This is a genomic window from Bradyrhizobium sp. KZN70725 (assembly GCF_055264925.1).
In genome coordinates this window covers 125,970-144,949 of record NZ_JBUYWT010000006.1, presented here as the reverse complement: position 1 = coordinate 144,949, position 18,980 = coordinate 125,970, and the positions used below count along the sequence as shown (strand labels likewise).

Annotated in this window: 18 protein-coding genes; 8 read left to right on the top strand and 10 right to left on the bottom strand. The window is 63.9% G+C overall.

The window, feature by feature from the left end; genetic code table 11:
* The 3 genes from hisF (at position 1) to coaA (ending at position 2,243) form a co-directional block, all read left to right on the top strand.
* Positions 1-777 (top strand): imidazole glycerol phosphate synthase subunit HisF, encoded by a 777-nt coding sequence (gene hisF / locus ACZBJS_RS08240; RefSeq protein WP_038382736.1) that lies wholly within the window; start codon positions 1-3, stop codon positions 775-777.
* Between the two features lie 150 nt (positions 778-927).
* Positions 928-1,251, top strand: coding sequence for a phosphoribosyl-ATP diphosphatase (locus tag ACZBJS_RS08235; protein WP_028341982.1), 324 nt, complete (start codon positions 928-930; stop codon positions 1,249-1,251).
* 35 nt (positions 1,252-1,286) lie between these two features.
* The gene (gene coaA / locus ACZBJS_RS08230) at positions 1,287-2,243 is read left to right on the top strand and encodes a type I pantothenate kinase (protein ID WP_026192056.1); all 957 of its coding nucleotides are present in this window, start codon (positions 1,287-1,289) and stop codon (positions 2,241-2,243) included.
* Between the two features lie 172 nt (positions 2,244-2,415).
* Here the strand turns inward: coaA and ACZBJS_RS08225 are convergent, their stop codons facing one another.
* The 3 genes from ACZBJS_RS08225 to ACZBJS_RS08215 all read right to left on the bottom strand — a co-directional run bounded on the left by ACZBJS_RS08225 (position 2,416) and on the right by ACZBJS_RS08215 (position 6,948).
* Entirely contained in the window at positions 2,416-4,665 is a 2,250-nt protein-coding gene (locus ACZBJS_RS08225; protein WP_316398494.1) for a PAS domain-containing hybrid sensor histidine kinase/response regulator, read from the bottom strand.
* 103 nt (positions 4,666-4,768) lie between these two features.
* Positions 4,769-5,290 (bottom strand): protease-associated domain-containing protein, encoded by a 522-nt coding sequence (locus ACZBJS_RS08220; protein ID WP_316398495.1) that lies wholly within the window; start codon positions 5,288-5,290, stop codon positions 4,769-4,771.
* 119 nt (positions 5,291-5,409) lie between these two features.
* Positions 5,410-6,948 carry a YifB family Mg chelatase-like AAA ATPase gene (locus tag ACZBJS_RS08215; protein ID WP_141339863.1) on the bottom strand — a complete coding sequence of 513 codons (1,539 nt, stop codon included), beginning with the start codon at positions 6,946-6,948 and terminating at the stop codon, positions 5,410-5,412.
* Between the two features lie 122 nt (positions 6,949-7,070).
* Here ACZBJS_RS08215 and ACZBJS_RS08210 point away from each other — a divergent pair, with 122 nt between their 5' ends.
* On the top strand, positions 7,071-8,030 hold the full coding sequence (locus ACZBJS_RS08210; protein ID WP_316398496.1) for an IS1595 family transposase: 960 nt from the start codon (positions 7,071-7,073) through the stop codon (positions 8,028-8,030).
* A gap of 114 nt (positions 8,031-8,144) precedes the next feature.
* On the opposite strand, the gene ACZBJS_RS08205 is transcribed toward ACZBJS_RS08210, so the two are convergent.
* Positions 8,145-8,975, bottom strand: a complete 831-nt coding sequence (locus tag ACZBJS_RS08205; protein ID WP_316398497.1) for a DUF3800 domain-containing protein — start codon at positions 8,973-8,975, stop codon at positions 8,145-8,147.
* A gap of 33 nt (positions 8,976-9,008) precedes the next feature.
* Between ACZBJS_RS08205 and ACZBJS_RS08200 the strand changes: the two genes are divergently transcribed.
* Positions 9,009-9,176, top strand: coding sequence for a hypothetical protein (locus tag ACZBJS_RS08200; protein WP_316398498.1), 168 nt, complete (start codon positions 9,009-9,011; stop codon positions 9,174-9,176).
* On the opposite strand, the gene ACZBJS_RS08195 is transcribed toward ACZBJS_RS08200, so the two are convergent.
* Complete coding sequence (locus ACZBJS_RS08195) at positions 9,173-9,385, bottom strand: YodC family protein (RefSeq protein WP_316398499.1); 213 nt, start codon at positions 9,383-9,385, stop codon at positions 9,173-9,175. The genes ACZBJS_RS08200 and ACZBJS_RS08195 overlap by 4 nt on opposite strands.
* 121 nt (positions 9,386-9,506) lie before the next feature.
* Positions 9,507-9,686 carry a hypothetical protein gene (locus tag ACZBJS_RS08190; RefSeq protein ID WP_316398500.1) on the bottom strand — a complete coding sequence of 60 codons (180 nt, stop codon included), beginning with the start codon at positions 9,684-9,686 and terminating at the stop codon, positions 9,507-9,509.
* A gap of 829 nt (positions 9,687-10,515) precedes the next feature.
* Here ACZBJS_RS08190 and ACZBJS_RS08185 point away from each other — a divergent pair.
* Both ACZBJS_RS08185 and fsrB read left to right on the top strand, forming a co-directional pair.
* The gene (locus ACZBJS_RS08185; RefSeq protein WP_316398503.1) at positions 10,516-12,507 is read left to right on the top strand and encodes a TonB-dependent siderophore receptor; all 1,992 of its coding nucleotides are present in this window, start codon (positions 10,516-10,518) and stop codon (positions 12,505-12,507) included.
* A 26-nt stretch (positions 12,508-12,533) separates the two neighbouring features.
* Complete coding sequence (fsrB, locus tag ACZBJS_RS08180) at positions 12,534-13,823, top strand: siderophore utilization protein FsrB (RefSeq protein ID WP_316398501.1); 1,290 nt, start codon at positions 12,534-12,536, stop codon at positions 13,821-13,823.
* 95 nt (positions 13,824-13,918) lie between these two features.
* Here the strand turns inward: fsrB and ACZBJS_RS08175 are convergent, their stop codons facing one another.
* From ACZBJS_RS08175 to rsmI, 4 genes are all read right to left on the bottom strand, one after another.
* A complete protein-coding gene (locus tag ACZBJS_RS08175; protein WP_057020349.1) occupies positions 13,919-14,890 on the bottom strand; it encodes an MBL fold metallo-hydrolase in 972 nt (323 codons plus the stop codon).
* Between the two features lie 187 nt (positions 14,891-15,077).
* Positions 15,078-16,025 (bottom strand): glutathione synthase, encoded by a 948-nt coding sequence (gene gshB, locus ACZBJS_RS08170; RefSeq protein WP_463438629.1) that lies wholly within the window; start codon positions 16,023-16,025, stop codon positions 15,078-15,080.
* Between the two features lie 25 nt (positions 16,026-16,050).
* Complete coding sequence (locus ACZBJS_RS08165) at positions 16,051-16,437, bottom strand: YraN family protein (RefSeq protein WP_076833711.1); 387 nt, start codon at positions 16,435-16,437, stop codon at positions 16,051-16,053.
* Entirely contained in the window at positions 16,424-17,377 is a 954-nt protein-coding gene (rsmI, locus tag ACZBJS_RS08160; RefSeq protein ID WP_316398099.1) for a 16S rRNA (cytidine(1402)-2'-O)-methyltransferase, read from the bottom strand. Before rsmI ends, ACZBJS_RS08165 begins: the two co-directional genes overlap by 14 nt.
* A gap of 321 nt (positions 17,378-17,698) precedes the next feature.
* Between rsmI and ACZBJS_RS08155 the strand changes: the two genes are divergently transcribed.
* Entirely contained in the window at positions 17,699-18,913 is a 1,215-nt protein-coding gene (locus tag ACZBJS_RS08155) for a penicillin-binding protein activator (RefSeq protein WP_057020352.1), read from the top strand.
* The last annotated feature ends 67 nt before the right edge of the window (positions 18,914-18,980 follow it).

The following is an 18,980-nucleotide window of genomic DNA, read 5'->3' as shown; positions in this document are numbered from 1 at the left end:
ATGTTCAAGGTTCGCGTGATCCCGTGCCTCGACGTCAAGGACGGCCGCGTGGTCAAGGGCGTCAACTTCGTCGATCTGCGCGACGCCGGCGACCCGGTCGAAGCCGCGATCGCCTATGACGCCGCCGGCGCCGACGAGCTCACCTTCCTCGACATCACCGCCACCCACGAAAACCGCGGCATCATGCTCGATGTGGTGCGGCGGACCGCGGAAGCCTGCTTCATGCCGCTGACCGTGGGCGGCGGCGTCCGCACCGTCGACGACATCAAGACCCTGCTGCGCTCCGGCGCCGACAAGGTCTCGATCAATTCAGCGGCCGTCAGCCGGCGCGAATTCGTCAAGGAAGCGGCCGAGAAATACGGCGAGCAATGCATCGTGGTCGCGATCGACGCCAAGCGGGTCAAGCGTGCCGGCGGCTCGGACCGCTGGGAGATCTTCACCCATGGTGGACGGAATGCCACCGGGATCGACGCCATCGAATATGCCCAGGAGGTCGTCTCGCTCGGCGCCGGCGAAATCCTGCTGACCTCGATGGACCGGGACGGCACCAGGCAGGGCTTTGACCTGCCGCTGACCCGGGCGATCGCGGACAGTGTCCCCGTACCGGTCATCGCGTCCGGTGGTGTCGGCAATCTCGACCACCTGGTCGACGGCGTCCGCGAGGGTCACGCCACCGGCGTACTGGCCGCGTCGATCTTCCACTTCGGGGAATTCACCATCCGCCAGGCCAAGGATCACATGGTGCGCGCCGGCCTGCCGATGCGGCTCGATCCCTAGCGTGAGCGTGGTCAGGAAAAGTGGAAACCGGTTTTCCGTGAAGACCACGCTCAAACAGGGAGAGCTGGGACTCCTTGTCACAAAAATGCTAAGTCCCCACCTAAGGGATGGTACCCGTGCGGTGCCGCTGTGCATGCTTGAGTTGAGTTGATGTCGCGTTTCACGGTCCACGATCTGGCCGCCACCATCGACGCCCGCGCTGCAACGGGCGGTGAGGCGTCCTACACCCGTAAGCTGCTCGACAAGGGCGCGGAGCATTGCGCCAAGAAATTGGGCGAGGAAGCGGTCGAGACCGTGATCGCCGCGGTCGAGAATGACCGCGATCACCTCATCGCCGAAAGTGCCGATCTCGTGTTTCACCTGCTGGTTCTGTTGAAATCCCGCGGCGTGAAGCTGGAGGACGTCGAGGCCGCGCTGGAGAAGCGCACCTCGATGTCGGGACTGGAAGAGAAGGCGTCGCGCAAGCGCGACTAGCGCAAATGATCGAGCGCATCGAGAGGGGCGGCCTCATGGACATCCGGGCACCAGATCAACAGTACAACCCCTACCGCATCTTCACGCGCCAGCAATGGTCGCATCTGCGTGACGATACGCCGATGACGCTCGAGCCCGGCGAGTTCGATCGCCTGCGTTCGATGCACGATCGCCTCGATTTGCAGGAGGTCGAGGACATCTACCTGCCGCTGTCGCGGCTGCTCTCGATCTATGTCGATGCGACGCAGCGGCTGTATTACTCGCAGCGCCAGTTCCTCAACATCCGCGACCGCAAGATGCCCTACATCGTCGGTGTCGCTGGATCCGTCGCGGTCGGCAAGTCGACCACGGCTCGCGTGCTGCAGGCGCTGCTGGCGCGCTGGTCGCCGCGGCCGAAGGTCGACCTGATCACGACCGACGGTTTCCTGTTTCCGAATGCCGTGCTCGAGCGGCAGGGCATCATGCAGAAGAAGGGCTTTCCGGAAAGCTACGACCTGCCGACGCTGCTGTCGTTCCTCAGCGACATCAAGGCGGGACGGCGCCGCGTGCGCGCGCCGGTCTATTCGCATCTGACCTACGACATCGTGCCGAACAAATGGGTCGAGATCGACCAGCCGGACATCCTGATCGTCGAGGGCGTCAACGTGCTGCAGACCGGGCGGCTGCCGCGCGACGGCAAGGCGGTGCCGTTCGTCTCCGACTTCTTCGACTTCTCGGTCTATATCGACGCCGACGAGGCCGTGCTGCGGGAGTGGTACATCAAGCGCTTCCTGGCGCTGCGCGACACCGCGTTCACCGATCCGAGGTCCTACTTCCACCGCTACGCGCCGCTGTCGGACGAGGAAGCAACGGCGACCGCGATCGCGATCTGGGAGCGCACCAACCTCGCCAATCTCGAGGACAACATCCTGCCGACCCGCCCGCGCGCGACGCTGATCCTGAAGAAGGGCGCCGACCACGTGGTGCAGTCGGTCGCGCTGCGCCGGCTGTAGTAGGAACCGTATCTCAGCGAAAGCGCCACATCACAGCTGTCGTCCCCGCGAACGCGGGGACCCATAACCACAGGTACCTGTGATTTGCAGCGCTGTAGCCCCAGCGGGCGCAAAACTAGCTTCGGTGGTTATGGGTCCCTGCTTGCGCAGGACGACACTGAGGTTTTGGCTGCTACGCTGCGATGTGCCGCGCGGCGGCGAGGCCCGCGAGCGCTTCTTCCAGCTTCTCGCGGTCGAGCGGCTTGATCAGAAAGCCGTCCATGCCGGCTTCGAAGCAGGCATAGCGGTCCTCCACCAGCGTATTTGCCGTCAGTGCCAGGATCGGGGTCCGGCGGACGGATTGTGCCGCTTCATGGGTGCGGATCTGCTTGGTGGTCTCGATGCCGTTGAGGCGCGGCATCTGGATGTCCATCAGCACGAGATCATAGGGCGTGCCGGCTGAGGTCGCCGACAGCCAGGACTCCATCGCCTGCTCGCCATTGGTGGTGATGACCACGTTATGGCCGAGCCGGGTGAGCAGCGAGCGCATCAACAGCGCGTTGATCTCATTGTCCTCGGCGACCAGGATCGAGAACCCCTTGTCCGGCAGCGCGGATGCAAGCGCTGTGGGCGCGGACTCGGCGGCCGCCTCGATCGCAAGGCTCGGCGCAGCGACTTCCGGCGATGCGGTCAGGCGCGCGGCGAGCGACGACGCGCGCAATGGCTTCACCAGGTAACCGGTGAACATGGCTGACTCGGAGGCCGAAAGGTCCTGCCGCGTCGCCGGCGTGAACATCACGATGCGATGGGTTGCATGGAGGCGGGCGGCGTCGGCAAACGCCTCCATCGCCGGCGTGCCGAGCGTGTGGTCGATCAGCACCGCATGCCAGCTCCGCTCCGGCAGCAGCGCCTCGGCGACGTTGGCATCCGACACGATGCAGGTCTGTGCGCCCCAGCGCTGCAACCGCCGCGAGATCAGCGAGACCTCGATGCTGTGTGGCGCCACCAGCATGATCGACTGTCCCGTCAAGTCGGGCGCGGCGAAGCCGTTGGCCTCGCCGGTATCGGCGGCGGCGAGCGGGATCGACACCTCGAAGGTTGAGCCGGCGCCCGGCGTGCTTGCGAGCGTGATGCGGCCGCCCATCCGCTTGACGATGCGGTCGCTGATCGAAAGGCCGAGGCCGGTGCCGCCATAGCTGCGCGCGATCCGGTCGTCGGCTTGCTCGAACTCCCGGAAGATACGCTGCTGCGCATCCGGTGCGATGCCGATACCGGTGTCGCGGACCAGGAAGCTGATCTCGTTCGGCCAGATGCCGGGCTCGACGATCAGCGCCACGCCACCGGTCGCGGTGAACTTGATGGCGTTGCCGGCGAGATTGAGCAGCACCTGACGCAGCCGCGCGGCGTCGCCGGTCACCTGCATCGGCAGCCGTTCGTCGACATAGGCGGCGATCTCGATTCCCTTGGTTTGCGCGCGCGGCGCCAGCAGCTCGGTGATGTCCTCGATCAGGCCGGACAGCGCGAACGCGCGCTGTTCGAGATCGATCTTGCCGGCCTCGATCTTGGAATAGTCGAGCAGCTCCTCGATCAGTGCGAGCAGCGCGTCGCCGGATGTCTTGACCGCCTTGACGTAGGTCATCTGCTCCAACGTCAGCTGCGTATCCATCAGCAATCCGCTCATGCCGATGATGCCGTTCAGCGGGGTGCGGATCTCGTGGCTCGCCATCGCAAGGAAGCGCGACTTGGCGCGGTTGGCGGCGTCGGCCTGATCGCGCGCTTCGGCGAGCGCGCGCTCGCTCTCGGTGCGGTCGGTGACGTCGCGGCCGACGCTCTGCATTTCTGCGGGCGCGCCGGCATCGTTGCGCACGAGGCCTTCACGCCAGGCGATCCAGCGCGGCCCGAGCGGGCCCTCGATCTTCTGGTCGTAGACCCGCGTGCCGTTGGATTCGAGCGCGGTGTCGCCTTGTTCGAGCACCTTCAGCGTTGCGGTGCTGCCGATCAATTCGCTGCGGGGCCTCTGCGCCAGCTCGCAATAGGCGTCGTTGGCATAGGTGATGAGCCCGTCGAGATCGCGCAGCACGATCAGATCGTCCTGCGCCTCGAACAGGGTGGAGGCGCGCTGCTCGGCCTCCTGCAGTTCCCAGTTGCGGTCGGCCATCGCTTCATTGTGCATGGCGATGGTGCGCAGCCGCTTGCGCATCAGCCGCAGGCGGATGCCGAGCGTCACGATCCAGAGGCAGGCGAGCGCGAACAGGAAGCTGACCCCGATCGCGAATGCATTGGGATCGTAGCCGCTCTGTTGCGAGAGCGCGCCCGAAATGAACCCGAAGGCGCTGCCGAACGCGACGGAGAAGATCGTGAACGAGCGCACGATCGTCGCGAGCCAGGAATGGCGCCGGAGGAAGCGGCGAAGGCGCAACTTGATCCGGAAGAAACGCCCCATCAATGGTGACCCTGAGACAGCTTGATCTGGCGCTGACGATGCGTCGGCCAGCTTGCAAAGTGCTTGAAATTGGTGGCCATTTCGCGCTGCCCTCAGAACAAGGTTAGCGGGAGGTTAATTCCGCCATGACCCGGTTCGGGACGCGCTTGTCAGGTGCCGGCGTTGCGGCTTCAAGGCGGCGGTGTCCGCCGCGGGCGCTGACGATCAGGGCCGCGGCATCCCGCGCTGAGAACGTCTTCGACTGCACGAAGACACGATAGTCGGACGGGCCAGCATCACGCGTCAGATAGATGACGGGGCCGGTTGCCGAGGCATCGCCGGAAATCCCGATCAGCTGCGCCGTCGCGCTGCTCTCGCAGGCGCCGGCCTCGGCGTCGTCGATGTCGTCGATCACGGTGAAGTCGGCGGCGTCGGCGCTGTCGGCGATCTGGACCCGGACGGTGGCCTGGCTGGGGTCGTCAGTGAAGCTGACGTGAAGCTGCGCCAGCCAGGGGATCGATGCGATCTGCATCGTGGCGCCGCCCACCTCGATGCAGGGCCGCGGGCCCGGCAGGAATTCGGCGCGGGCAAGGACCGCGGCCACGGCAAGGGGGACCACCGAGGTCAAAATCTTCAAACGCAACATGACACAACTCGCTCGACCCAAGCTTGCCGCCGATCGCGGTGCTTATGGTTTGCGGAGCGTAAATGAGAGTGGTTACTGTCACGTTGACGCGGCGGGCACCGGCCGGAAGCCGGCGGAGATCACGCCGCGCGGCGCAAATCGTCGGCCAATGCACGATAAGACAGCGCTTCGGCGAGATGTAGCCGGCCGATCGTCTCGGCGCCGTCGAGATCGGCAAGCGTGCGCGCCACCCGCAGCACGCGGTGATAGCCGCGCGCGGTGAGGTGCATGTTGTCGGCGGCCTCGCGCAGCAGCTTCTGCCCATGCGCGTCGGGTTGCGCGATGGTCTCGAGCAGCGAACTCGGCGCTTCCGCATTGGTGCGGACATGCGGCATGCCGGCAGCCGCATAGCGCGCGAGCTGGATGTCGCGCGCGGCCGCGACGCGGGCGGCAACCTCGGCCGATCCCTCCGCCGGCGGCGGCAGGATCAGATCGGCCGCGGTCACGGCGGGCACCTCGATCCGCAGGTCGATGCGATCCATCAGCGGGCCGGAGATCCGCATCTGGTAGTCGCCGGTGCAGCGGTCGAGCCGGCCGCGCTTGCAGGAATAGCCGGGTTCATAGGCATGGCCGCAACGGCACGGGTTCATGGCTGCGACCAGCATGAAGCGCGCCGGATAGGTGACGCGGTGGTTGGCCCTGCTCACCGAAACCTCGCCGTTCTCCAGCGGCTGACGCAGCGAATCCAGCACGCGCGGATCGAACTCCGGCAATTCGTCGAGGAACAGCACGCCCTGATGCGCCAGCGAGATCTCGCCCGGTTTGGCGCGCATGCCGCCGCCGGTCAGCGCGGCCATGCTGGCGGAATGATGCGGGCTGCGGAACGGGCGTCGCGCGGTCAGGGCGCCGTCGCGGATCTCGCCGGCAACCGAGGCGATCATCGAGACTTCGAGCAGCTCCGACGGCGACAGCGGCGGCAGGATCGAGGGCAGTCGCGCCGCCAGCATCGATTTGCCGGCGCCGGGCGAGCCGATCATCAGAAGATGATGACCGCCGGCGGCGGCGATCTCGAGCGCGCGTTTCGCGCTCTCCTGGCCCTTGATGTCGCGCAGGTCCAAAAGCGTTTCCTCGCGCTCATGCACCTTCGGCTGCGGCCGCGACAGCACCTGCGTGCCCTTGAAGTGGTTGGCGATCTGGATCAGCGAATCTGCCGCGATGATCTGGATGTCCGGACTGGCCCAGGCGGCTTCCGAGCCGCAGGCGGCCGGGCAGATCAATCCCTCGTCGCGCGAATTGGCGCCGATTGCCGCGGGCAGCACGCCCGCCACCGGCGCGAGCGAGCCGTCGAGCCCGAGCTCGCCGAGCACGGTGAAGCCGTTCAGCGCATCCGGCGGGATCGCGCCGATCGCCGCCATCAGGCCGAGCGCGATCGGCAGGTCGTAATGGCTGCCCTCCTTGGGCAGGTCGGCGGGTGCGAGGTTGACGGTGATGCGGCGGGCGGGAAGCGCGAGGCCGGAGGCGATCAGCGCCGAACGCACGCGTTCGCGGGCTTCCGACACCGCCTTGTCGGGCAGGCCGACGATCGCGAATGCCGGCAATCCCGGCGCAACCTGGACCTGCACGTCGACCGCGCGGGCCTCGATCCCCTCGAATGCGACGGTGGAAACGCGCTGAACCATGCTGCCCCTATCTTCCGCAATCGAAGGTAGCGGAACCGGGCGGCAAGTGACGATTATGTACTTTACAAACCCATAATCGGAGGTAGAATCGATCCCATAGCTGCTACCTATGGGTTTGTGTTATGTCGGTTCTTGCAAAAGCCTATTTTCACAATGAAAAGAGCGCCTTCCGCCATCTTGAGAAGCTTCTTTGGGCTGATGGCGTGGTCTGCCCTCACTGTGGCGTGGTCGGAAAAGCCGGTCGCCTAGAGGGTGTAAAGGCAAAAAACGGCAAGGTCCGGCTTGGCCTGTGGAAGTGCTATGAGGCTGGCTGCCGCAGGCAGTTCACGGTGAGGGTCGGAACGGTATTCGAATCCGCCCATATCCCGCTGCACAAGTGCTTGCAGGCTGTCCATCTGATGGCTTCCAGCAAGAAGGGCATTTCGGCCCATCAGCTGCACCGCATTCTGGAAATCCAGTACAAGAGCGCGTGGTTCTTAGCTCACCGCATCCGCGAGGCTATGCGGGACGGCAAGCTGGCCCCCATGGGCGGCGCTGGCAAGATCGTGGAAGTGGACGAGACCTATATCGGCCGCTTGCAGGGTCAGCTCAAGAACCGCAAGGGCGGCGCGGCTCACAAGAACATCGTCCTGACGCTGGTTGAGCGCGGTGGTTCGGCCCGCAGCTTCCACATCGACAGCACGTCGATTGCGGATATTGCGCCGATCCTGCGGACCAACATCCGCCGGGAAAGCAAGCTGATGACGGACGAGGCTCCGTTTTATCGTGGTATCGGTCGCGAGTATGACGGCCACGATTCCGTCAATCACGGTGAGAAGGAATACGTCCGTTACGAGGGCGACGTAATCACCACCAACACGGTTGAGGGCTACTACAGCATCTTCAAGCGCGGCATGAAGGGCGTCTACCAGCACTGCGCAGAGAAGCATCTGCACCGCTATCTGGCGGAGTTCGATTTCCGCTACAGCAACCGCGTCGCGTTGGGGGTTGACGATCAGGATAGGGCCCAAAGGGCCATCAAGGGTGTGGTCGGGAAACGGCTCACCTATAGGTGGCCTGATAAACATGAAAAGGGTGCGTAAGCCCTTGAAGTTGCGAATCAAAGTGATTCGCATAGAATATGCTTGACGAATCAATGGGATAGGCCTATATAGTGGCTGGGGCCTAGCCCGGGAGGTCGCCGTTACGGCGGCTGCTTAAGAGCCAGTCTTACGACTGGCTTTTTTGCTTTTCGCGCGCGCCTTATCCACCAGATCGAAGCAGCTGTACTTGATCCCAAGGTGCGGGATGTCTTCTGCAACGAGCAGGTCGTCTATCAGTTTTTTATTCGCTCGCAGCGTCTGATACGGAAGGTAATCAGCGTCGTATCCGCCTCTGGCCATGGGATAAAGGTATAGGTCGGCCAACTGCATCAGCGGCGATTTTTTGGTGCGGAATCGTAGATCGTACAGGGTGTCTTCGAGTTCTTCTCGCGAAAGCGGCGCGTACTTGGCCATATTGCCACCATCGAATGGCATTCCCTTTGATCTAAGGTCCGCATAGTAGGTGCGAATATAGTCATCTGCGGTTTTGTCGCCTTCTTCGACGAAGACGCGTAACTTGCAGCCCTCGGCGCGAGCGCGTTTCGCCGCTCTTTCGCAAATGACGCTGAAGGCCGTTTGACAAAGTTGCCATGTTTGTCTGCCGTACTTCTCGCGGTAGCGGGCGTTGTATCCGGGGCGATCAACAACGGCGGCGTATCCGATGACCGGGATGCCTGTCAGGAGTTTGCTTAGACCGCGCATGAATTGGCCGCGGTCGTCTACTGAAAGTGTGCGAAGCCATGAGAACCGCTTGTCCATCAAGCGTATATCGTATGATCTAAGCGGATAGGTGATCTTCCAGGTTTCGCAGAAATTGGCATGCTGGGTGACAATATGTCCGTCATCCTCTTCTCGGATAAGGATGCCGCCGAGCGTGAACCAGTCCTTATAGGTCAGTTCGTCGGTGATTTTCTTGTCTGGATTCCGTGTTCCGGAATCATCCATATACAGACACATTACCTTTGGCATGGTGATCCCGTGACGACCAAGAGTCGAACTCAGATAGAAAAGTTCAAAAAGGCCGCCCGCGACCTCGAAACGGACGACAACGAAAAGCGGTTCAACGAGCGGCTGGGTAAAATCGCTCGGCAGAAGCCGAGCGATGCCAAGGTCAAGATTGTGAAAAAGAAGCGCGATAACAGCTAGCCGCGCGTGCTGCTAATTCCAACGATACCGCTGCCCGGTTTCATTAGAATCTCCGGTTCAAACGTATCCTCATACTTCTTGGTCTTCTCGAACCAGACGCACCAAACTTTGCGCTGACCGTATTGATCCTCGCCAACTTGGCTCACGGTCATTCTCGGACCGCCGGATTTCAACTGAACTACATCACCAGCTTTGAACTCTTCAGCCATGCTAACTCCATGGAGGCTTTTGCTATGGACATAATTGAAATGAAGCTTGAGTGCCTCAAGCTCGCTGAAAAAGACCCCGCCACCAATGATGTGATGGCGTTGGCGGCTCAGTACTGGGATTTCATATCGGGGTCAGGCCAGAGAGCGCCCGGCCAGAATTCCTCACCGTCGCAAGATAATGCTCGGTAGTGACGTCGCTCAGGCTTTTCTTCTCGATCTTGGTGATGATGTCGAAGGCCATCTTGTAGGCGACCTCGTGCCTCGATTTGCCGCCAAGCTCAACGTTCACATTCTCTGGCATAGGTGAATCTCCGGTTGAATGAATCAGGTTGTAACAACCTCTATGACTCATGATCCGGAAGTGCAGATTCTCAAAATTGAATCTGACTCAAGCCACTGGAAATTAAGGCTTATCCACGGGATGGGTGTGCGAAGTACACAATTGCGGCGGCAAGTGCAAGAACATTACAGGAACGTTCGCGACACCGAGGGCTGGTCGCCCGGTACCAATTCACCGCGCGGCGCATCCGCTTCCGGCCGGTGCGGAGGCGTCGGGCGTCGCGCGCCATGACGCGCGCCTCGCGCGATCGAACACAGCTCGCATCGTCGACAACTGCAGGAATCATTCTCAAGAATCATTCCAGCACGACGAGCATCGCGCGCTTATTGTCGCAGCGCGTCGTCGATTTCCCCGCTGTTTCAGCGATCGCACGCTGATCGCGCGCGCAGTCTCGATCTATTCCAACTGCCGAGGTCTGTACTCGCGAGCCCCGCGCTGTAGAGCCGGATCACAAATCCATCCAGGCTGACATCAGGGGCGCCTTCGCGTGATCGGTCGACTTGTTTCGCATTCCACCCGTCAACATCCAGCGCTGCGAACGATCGGTCTATGTACCGCCGCCGTCCTTGCCGCAGGAGTCGCGACCGAACGCGCCGACGCGCAATCGGAACTGCCGCCGGTGAGCGTGGACGCGCCTCAGCAGCGCGCGATCACTGCGAATGCAAAACCGGTTCGTCGTCCGGTGGCCGCACGCGCGAGCCGCGCCAATCGTGTGGCTCGATCCCAGCAGGCGACGACGCCAGCTGCGGCACGATCCGGTGCCGGCGCCGGCGAGCGAGCCGGCGGTCCGGTGGTCGGGTTCGTTGCCACGCGTTCGGGCACGGCGACCAAGACCGACACGCCGCTGATCGAAATCCCGCAATCGATCTCGGTCGTCACGACCGACCAGATCAGGAACCAGGGTGCGGAATCGGTGGGCGCGGCATTGCGCTACACCGCAGGCGTCAGCGGCGACGTGAATGGCGGCTCGGACACCCGCTTCGGCGGCCTGCAGATCCGCGGCTTCGACATGACGATGCCGGGCCTCTATCTCGACGGCCTGCGGCTGCCGAGCAGCAACTATGTGCACTTCCTCGGGCTCGATCCGTACGGAGCCGAGCGCCTCGAGGTCCTGAAGGGGCCATCCTCGGCGATGTTCGGCGGCAGTGGCACCGGCGGCATCCTCAACTATGTCAGCAAGCTGCCGACTGCACGCGAGTTCGGGGAAGTGTCGCTGTCGGGCGGCAGCTTCAACCGCTATCAGGGCGAGTTCGACATCGGCGGCCGCGCCAACAAGGAAGGAACGGTGCTGTGGCGCCTGACCGGCGTCGCGCGCGATGGCGAGACCCAGGTCGACTACACCAAGGACAATCGCGTCTTCATCGCGCCCGCCGTCACCGTGAAGCCGAACGAGGACACCACGATCACCTTCCTCGCGAACTACCAGAAGGAACGCACCGGCTGGGGCCTGCAATTCCTGCCGCCGTCCGGCACCGTCTGGGCCAATAACGGCCGCTACATTCCGAACACGCGCTTCGTCGGCGAGCCCGGCTTCAACCAGTTCGACACCGAGCAGTCCTCGGTCGGCTACATGCTGTCGCACGACTTCAACGAGGCGCTGACCTTCCGCCAGAACCTGCGCTATTCGTGGATGCACAACGAGCAGAAGAGCTTCTACGGCACCGGCTATGCATCGGCCGCCGACGAGGCCGCGGGCTTGCTGTCGCGCGGCGGCGCCGGCGGCAGCTCGACGATCGATTCCTTCGCGGTCGACAACCAGCTGCAGGGCAAGTTCGTCACCGGCATGCTGAGCCACACGACGCTGTTCGGCGTCGATTACTGCAACACCTCGTTCCGCGACATGGCCTCGAGCTACAGCACCGGCAAGCTCAACGTCTTTGCGCCAGTCTATACCAACAGCTGGACCAACAACGGACCGTATGACGACACCGGCATCAAGCAGTCGCAGGCCGGCCTCTATCTGCAGGACCAGATCAGGCTCGGCCGGCTGTCGTTCCTGCTTGGCGGGCGGCAGGATTTCGTCACCACGGACCTCGACAACAATCTCGCGAAAACGTCGACGTCGACCGACGCCTCGGCATTCACCGGCCGCGCCGCCGTGATGTACAATTTCGACAACGGCATCGCGCCCTATTTCAGCTATTCGGAATCATTCCTGCCGGTGCTGAGCATCAACGCCGCCGGCGATCTGCTGAAGCCGGAGTCCGGCGTGCAGTACGAAGTCGGTGTCAAGTACCAGCCGGTCGGCATCAATGCGCTGATCACGCTGGCTGCGTTCGATCTGACCCGATCCAACGTCGTCACCTACGCCCCGCCGTTCTATTTCGCCGAGCAGACCGGCGAAGTCAGGTCGCGCGGCGTTGAGCTCGAAGGCACCGCGACGCTGGTCGAGGGCGTCAACATCAGCGGCGGCTACGCCTATGTCGACGCTGAAGTCACCAAGGATCCCGTCAATGTCGGCAAGGCGCCGACCACGGTGCCGCTCAACCGCTTCTCGCTGTGGGGCGATTACACCGTTCAGGGCGGTCCGCTCGCCGGGGTCCAGTTCGGGGCCGGCGTCCGCTATGTCGGATCGACGTTCGGTGACGATGCCAACACCTTCAAGGTGCCGGCGTCGACGGTCGTCGATGCGCTCGTCGCCTATACCAAGGACAATTATCGCCTCTCGCTCAACGTCACCAACCTCGCCGACACGCGCTACGTGGCAGCCTGCTACGGCAACACCAGCTGCTTCTACGCGGAGGGCCGCAAGGCGATCGCGAAGCTGACCTATCGCTGGTGATCACCCCACAACTTGCTGAAATCCCCATGAGACCCATCTTCGGACGACTGCATCGCTGGGCGGGCCTTCTCACCGCGGCCTTCCTGTTCTTCTCGGGCGTCAGCGGCGCGATCATCTCGTGGGACCACGAGATCGACGATGTGCTCAACAGGAAGCTGTTCGAGGTGACAAGCTCCGGACCGGCGATCCCGTCGGTGGAGCTCGCCCGGCTGATCGAGCAGCGCGATCATCGCGCCCGCGTCGTCCACATGTTCATGACGGCGGAGAAGGGCGAATCGCTGTGGTTCTTCGTGCTGCCGCGGATCGATCCGGCGACCGGCAAACGCTACACGCTCGACTACAACCAGGTCTTCCTCGATCCAAACACCGGCGTCGAGCTCGGACGCCGCTATTGGGGCGCGGTCTGGCCGGTGACCCGCGAAAACTTCGTCTCGTTCCTCTACAAGCTGCATTACACGATGCACATCCCCGAATTCTTGGGTAGCGATCGCTGGGGCATGCGCTTCCTCGGTGTCATCGCCGTCATCTGGACGATCGATTGTTTCGTCGGCTTCTACCTGACCCTGCCGTCGCGGCGGCGCGCAAGGGCGCAGCGGGCGTCGGCGATATCGGGCCCGCGCGGCAAGGGTTTCTGGACCCGCTGGGCGCCGGCCTGGAAGATCAAGACCTCGGGCAGCGCCTATCGAATCAATTTCGACATTCATCGCGCCTTCAGCCTGTGGACCTGGGCCTTGCTGTTCGTGATCGCGTTCACGGCATTCTCGCTGAACCTCTATTTCGAGGTGTTCTCGCCGTTGATGAAGACCGTGTCCAACTACACGTCGACACCCTACGAGCAGCGACCATATCGTCATCTCGACGATCCGATCGAGCCGAGGATGACCTATGCGGAGATCGCCGCGCGCGCCGCGGCCGACGGCAAGGCGCGCGGCTGGACCACACCGATCGGTTCGATCAATTATGGTCCGGCGCATGGCGTCTATGCGGTCGCATTCTTCGAGCCGGGCGACGAACATGGCGCCGCGGGCGTCGGGCCGGCGCAGCTTTACTACGACAGCGAGGATGGCCGTCCGCTCGGCGAGCGGCTGCCATGGGTCGGCACCGCGGCCGACGTGTTCGTGCAGATGCAGTTTCCGTTGCATTCCGGCCGGATCGCCGGCCTGCCCGGGCGCATCCTGATCTCGCTGATGGGATTGGTGGTCGCGGCGCTGTCGGTGACGGGCGTCGTGATCTGGTGGCGCAAACGTCGTGCGCGGATTGGCGCGCGAGAGACGATGCGCACTCGCTCCGCGAGGCGCCTTGCGCCGGCGGAATAGGCCGGGCGCCCTGTGGGCATCTTACACCGGGCGGCAAATGCATTCGGGAGCGACGGCGGCCGCTCCCGAGGCAGTCCGTCTTCGCAATCAGTCCGTCACAGGTTCATCTGCATCGGCTCCGGATAGTAGTGGAAGCCTTCGCCGGCCTTGGCGACGTGGCCGTAGCCCGGCCAAGCGAAGTGATAGGACATCACGGCCGTCTTGTTCGCGGCCAGCATTTCCAGCAGCTTGACCCGCGACGCCGCCGCCTGCTTCGGATCGGTGTCGTAGGAGAATTCCATCCGCGGACGCTCCAGCAGCAGCACCGCGTGATGCGAGAGGTCGCCGAGGAAGGCGAAGGATTTGCCGCCCGAGCTCACCATGAAGATGGTGTGGCCCACGGTGTGGCCGGGCGCTGCGATTGCCGTCACGCCGGGCAGGAATTCCTGGCCGTCCTTGAAGAACACGATGCGGTCGCGCACCGGCAGCAGGTTCTTGCGGGCATGCACGATGAAATCCTTCAACGGGCTGCCCATCTTGCCTTCGTCGGTCCAGAACTCGAGATCGCTCTGCGCGATGTAGTATTGCGCATTCGGGAACAACGGCTTGTCGTTGGCGCCGACGATGCCGCCGATATGATCGATATGCGCGTGCGACAGCACGACGGCGTCGATGTCCTCCGGCTTGATGCCGGCTTCCTGCATGCTCTTCTGCTGCCGCCCGGTGGTCTTGCCGAACAGTTGCGACGTGCCCATGCCGGTGTCGAACAGGATCAGCTTGTCGCCGGTGTTGACGATCGGCGAATTCTGCTCGAGCACGACATTGTCGGGCGAGAGGAAGTTGTCGGAGAGCATCTTCTTCACCTCCTCCTTCGGCACACCGGTGAAGGTGCCGGAGGGGTCGCCGAGCGGAAGCGGCCCGTCGGATACGACGGTCACTTCGGCTTCGCCGAGCATGAAGCGGTGCCAGTAGGGTGTCTGCGTGCCGAGCTTCGGCGCGCGTGCCTGTGCGGTGCCCCCGAGCAGGGTGCTGGCGCCGAGACCGGCACCGAGCGCGAGCAAGGATCGTCGTGAGACATTGAGCGTCATAACGTCTTCCTCCAGAATTTTTATAAGATTTTCGCGTTGTGCCCGCGCGTTGACCCGCTGCTTGACCTGACGCAGGCAAGCGGATGCTGCCCTCGCCCGCGCAAGCTGGCAAGAAGAATAAGGAGAACGCATGCGCGATCGAACGCTGGCTAAATTTCAGCCAGCATGTGCGGCGCACAAGGGAGGATTATTTCGCGGCGCGCTTCTTCTCGATGGTATCCCAGATCATCGCTGCGACGTCGGGGCCATTGAGCCGCTGGATTGCGCGGATGCCGGTCGGCGAGGTGACGTTGATCTCGGTGAGGTTGCCGTCGATCACGTCGATGCCGACGAACAGCAGGCCGCGTTGGCGCAGCGCAGGTCCGAGCGTGGCGCAGATTTCGCGCTCGCGATCGGAGAGTTCGGTCGCCGCGGCTGCGCCGCCACGGACCATGTTGGAGCGCAGATCGTCCGCCGCCGGCACGCGGTTGACGGCGCCGGCGAACTCGCCGTCGACCAGGATGATGCGCTTGTCACCATGCTTCACCTCGGGGAGGAAGCGCTGGATCACCCAGGGCTCCTTGAACGTGACCGAGAACATGTCGAACAGCGAGCCGAAGTTCATGTCCTGCGGCATCACGCGGAAGACGGCGGCGCCGCCATGGCCGTGCAGCGGCTTCATGACGACGGCGCCATGCTGGTCGCGGAATGCGTTGATCTCGTCGAGATCGCGCGAGATCAGGGTCGGCGGCATCAGCTTCGGGAAGTTCATCACGAACAGCTTTTCCGGCGCGTTGCGCACGCTGGCCGGGTCGTTGACGACCAGCGTCTTCGGATGGATGCGCTCGAGGAAGTGGGTCGAGGTGATGTAGGCGAGGTCGAACGGCGGATCCTGCCGCAGCAGCACGACGTCGAAGCCGTTGAGCGCTTCGCGCTTCGGCTCGCCCAGCGTGAAATGATTGCCGACCTCGTCGCGCACGGTGAGAGGCTGCACCGGCGCCACCAGCTCCTCGCAGCGCAGCGACAGCTTGTCGGGCGTGTAGTAGGAAATGCCGTGGCCGCGTTTTTGCGCCTCGAGCAGCAGCGCAAAGGTCGAATCGCCGCGGATATTGATGCGCGCGATGGGATCCATCTGGACGGCGATCTTCAATTTCATAAGCGTGTCCCGCGAGGTCTTGAGGTTAATTAGGGCTGGCGTCGAATGCCGCTAACAAATGGCGCGGCAGGCTCTTCGGCGCAATCAGCACGGCGTCGAATCTGAGCTCGAATTCGGCATGTTCGGGATGCGCCATCAGCCAGGCCTGGGCGGCATTGATGATGCGCAGCTGCTGGCGCGGCGTCACCGCATAGGCGGCGTCGTCGAGGCTGGCCCGGGCCTTGACCTCGACGAAGGCCAGCAGATTGCGCCGGCGCACCACCAGGTCGATCTCGCCAAAGGGGGTGCGGAAGCGTCGTGCCAGGATGCGATAGCCCTTGGCGATCAGAAGCGCTGCGGCGCGGCTCTCCGCCGAGATGCCGGTTCGGAACGCCGCGACGCGCTCGGGCGAGGCGCTGTCAGTCTTCGCCATTGCCGTCCCCGATGGTCTTCGCAAGCTCGAGGGCACGGGCATAGACCTCGCGGCGCGGCCGGCCCGACAGTTCGACCGCATGGGTGACCGCATCCTTGACGCTGCCGCGGCCGAGTTGCGCCCGCAGCAGACCGTCGAGCGTATCCTGGTCCATCACCCCGGCATCATCGGCCGGCGGTCCGATGACCAGCACGAACTCGCCGCGTGTTTCCAGCGCGTCCGCGCCTGCCGCCAGCGCGGCGACCGGCGCGCGCGTGATCTCCTCGTGCAGCTTGGTCAGCTCGCGGCAGATCGCGGCATCGCGGCCGGCCATGATCGTGGCGAGATCGCGCAGCGTGTCCTGTACGCGATTGCCCGATTCGAACATCACGAGCGTCGAATCGACCCTCGCCAGCTCGTTGAGCCGGGCGCGGCGCGCGTGCTCCTTGGCGGGCAAAAATCCCTCGAAGAAAAACCGGTCGGTCGGCAATGCCGCGACCGACAGCGCCGTCAGCACCGATGATGGCCCCGGCACCGCGATGACGGCATGCCCGGCGGCGCAGACGTCGCGCACCAGCTTGAAGCCGGGATCGGAGATCAGTGGCGTGCCGGCGTCGGAAACCAGCGCGATCGCGGCGCCCTGCGCCAGCCGCTCCAGGATTTTTGGACGGGCCTGGGCCGCGTTGTGCTCGTGGTAGAGCGCAAGCTCCGCGGCGATCGCATAACGCTCGGTCAGCCGCCGGGTAATCCTCGTGTCCTCGCAGGCGATGACGTCGACACCGGCCAGCGTTTCCAGCGCGCGCAGGGTGATGTCGGCGAGATTTCCGATCGGGGTCGCGACCAGATGGAGCCCGGGTGCTGCCCTTGGCGCGGCCAATTGCTGGCCGCCGATCGAAAATGTTCTGGCCGCAGCGCCTGTCGTGGCATCCGAACTGTGGAGGGAACTGGCTTTTGCGCGCATAATGCCAATCTAGAGCGTTTTCGAGCGAAGTGGGTACCGGTTCGCGTGAAGAAAACGCGTCAAACCGAGAATCTAGAGCCCCGTTCCGATTCAATCGGAACGGGATAAGCTCTAGAGGGATGGCGGCGCTTGCGCCACATCCGCAAACGGCGGTGACGGAACGCTGGCTGACGGGGGAATGGAGGCCGCGGCAAGGGCGCCGCGGGGCCATAATCCTTTTGTTTTAGTTAACTATTCGCCGAGAATATGCCTGAATCCACCCGCCTCATCAGAGCTGGATGGAGTCCTGGCTGATCACGGTCGGCCAAGAGAAGAGAGACGATGGAAGGCCCGCATCACCGCAAGTCCCCGCCGTCGGGCACCACCCGGCGGACCGCGCTCGGCCTCATCGTGGGCGCGCCGCTGCTGACGGCCTGTTCCGGCGTGCAGCAAAGCCTGAGCCAGTTTTCCAGCCCGTTCGGCGGCAACCAGGAAGGCGGTCCTGCCGGCCCGCAGCAGCAGCCGCAGGCGGTCGGCACCGGGCAGGTCAAGATCGGGCTGATCCTGCCGCTGTCGGCTTCCGGCAATGCCGGGCTTGCCGCCCAGTCGATGCGGAACGCGGCCGAAATGGCACTGGCGGAATTTCAGAACCCGAACATCCAGCTCCTGATCAAGGACGATGGCGGCAGCCCGCAGGGCGCATCGCAGGGTGCCCAGCAGGCACTGTCCGAAGGCGCCGAGATCATCCTGGGACCGCTGTTCGCAGGCTCGGTGCCGGCCGTCGCGCAACTGACGCGGCCGCGCGGAACCTCGGTGATCGCGTTCTCCACCGATTCGAGCGTGGCCGGGCGCGGCGTCTATCTGCTGAGCTTCCTGCCGGAGTCCGACATCAACCGCATCGTCGACTACTCGGCGGGGATCGGAAAGCGCTCGTTCGCCGCGATGGTGCCGGACAACGCCTATGGCAACGTGGTCGAGGCCGCGTTCAAGCAGGCGGTCGGCCGCAAGAACGGCCGCGTCGTCGCATTCGAGAAATATGGCGCCGATCGCGCGACGCCGGCGCGAACCGTGGCGCAGGCGCTCGGCCAGGCCGATGCGCTGCTGATCGCCGACGATGGTGATTCGGTGGTCGCGACCGCCGATGCCTTGACCGCAGCCGGCGCCAATCTGCGCAACATCCAGCTGCTCGGCACCGGGCTGTGGGACAATCCGCGGGTGTTCGCGAGCCCCGTCTTGCAGGGTGGCCTCTACGCCGCGCCCGATCCGTCCGGCTTCCGCAGCTTCGCCGGGCGCTACCGCGGCAAATATGGCGGCGAGCCCGTGCGCACCGCGACGCTTGCCTATGATGCCGTGGCGCTGATGGCGGCGCTCGCGCGCACGCAAGGGGCGCAGCGCTTTGCGCCGGAGACATTGACCAATCCGTCCGGCTTTGCCGGTATCGACGGTCTGTTCCGCTTCCGCTCCGACGGCACCAATGAGCGTGGCCTTGCGGTCATGAAGGTGGCCTCAGGCGGCAGCACGCCGGTGGCAGGCTCGCCGAAGAGCTTTGGCGCTTGATTTTCGTCGGGCGGTCAAGCTGCCTTGTCGAGCGCCGGCACCCGCCAGCTCCTTTGCATGGGGTTGT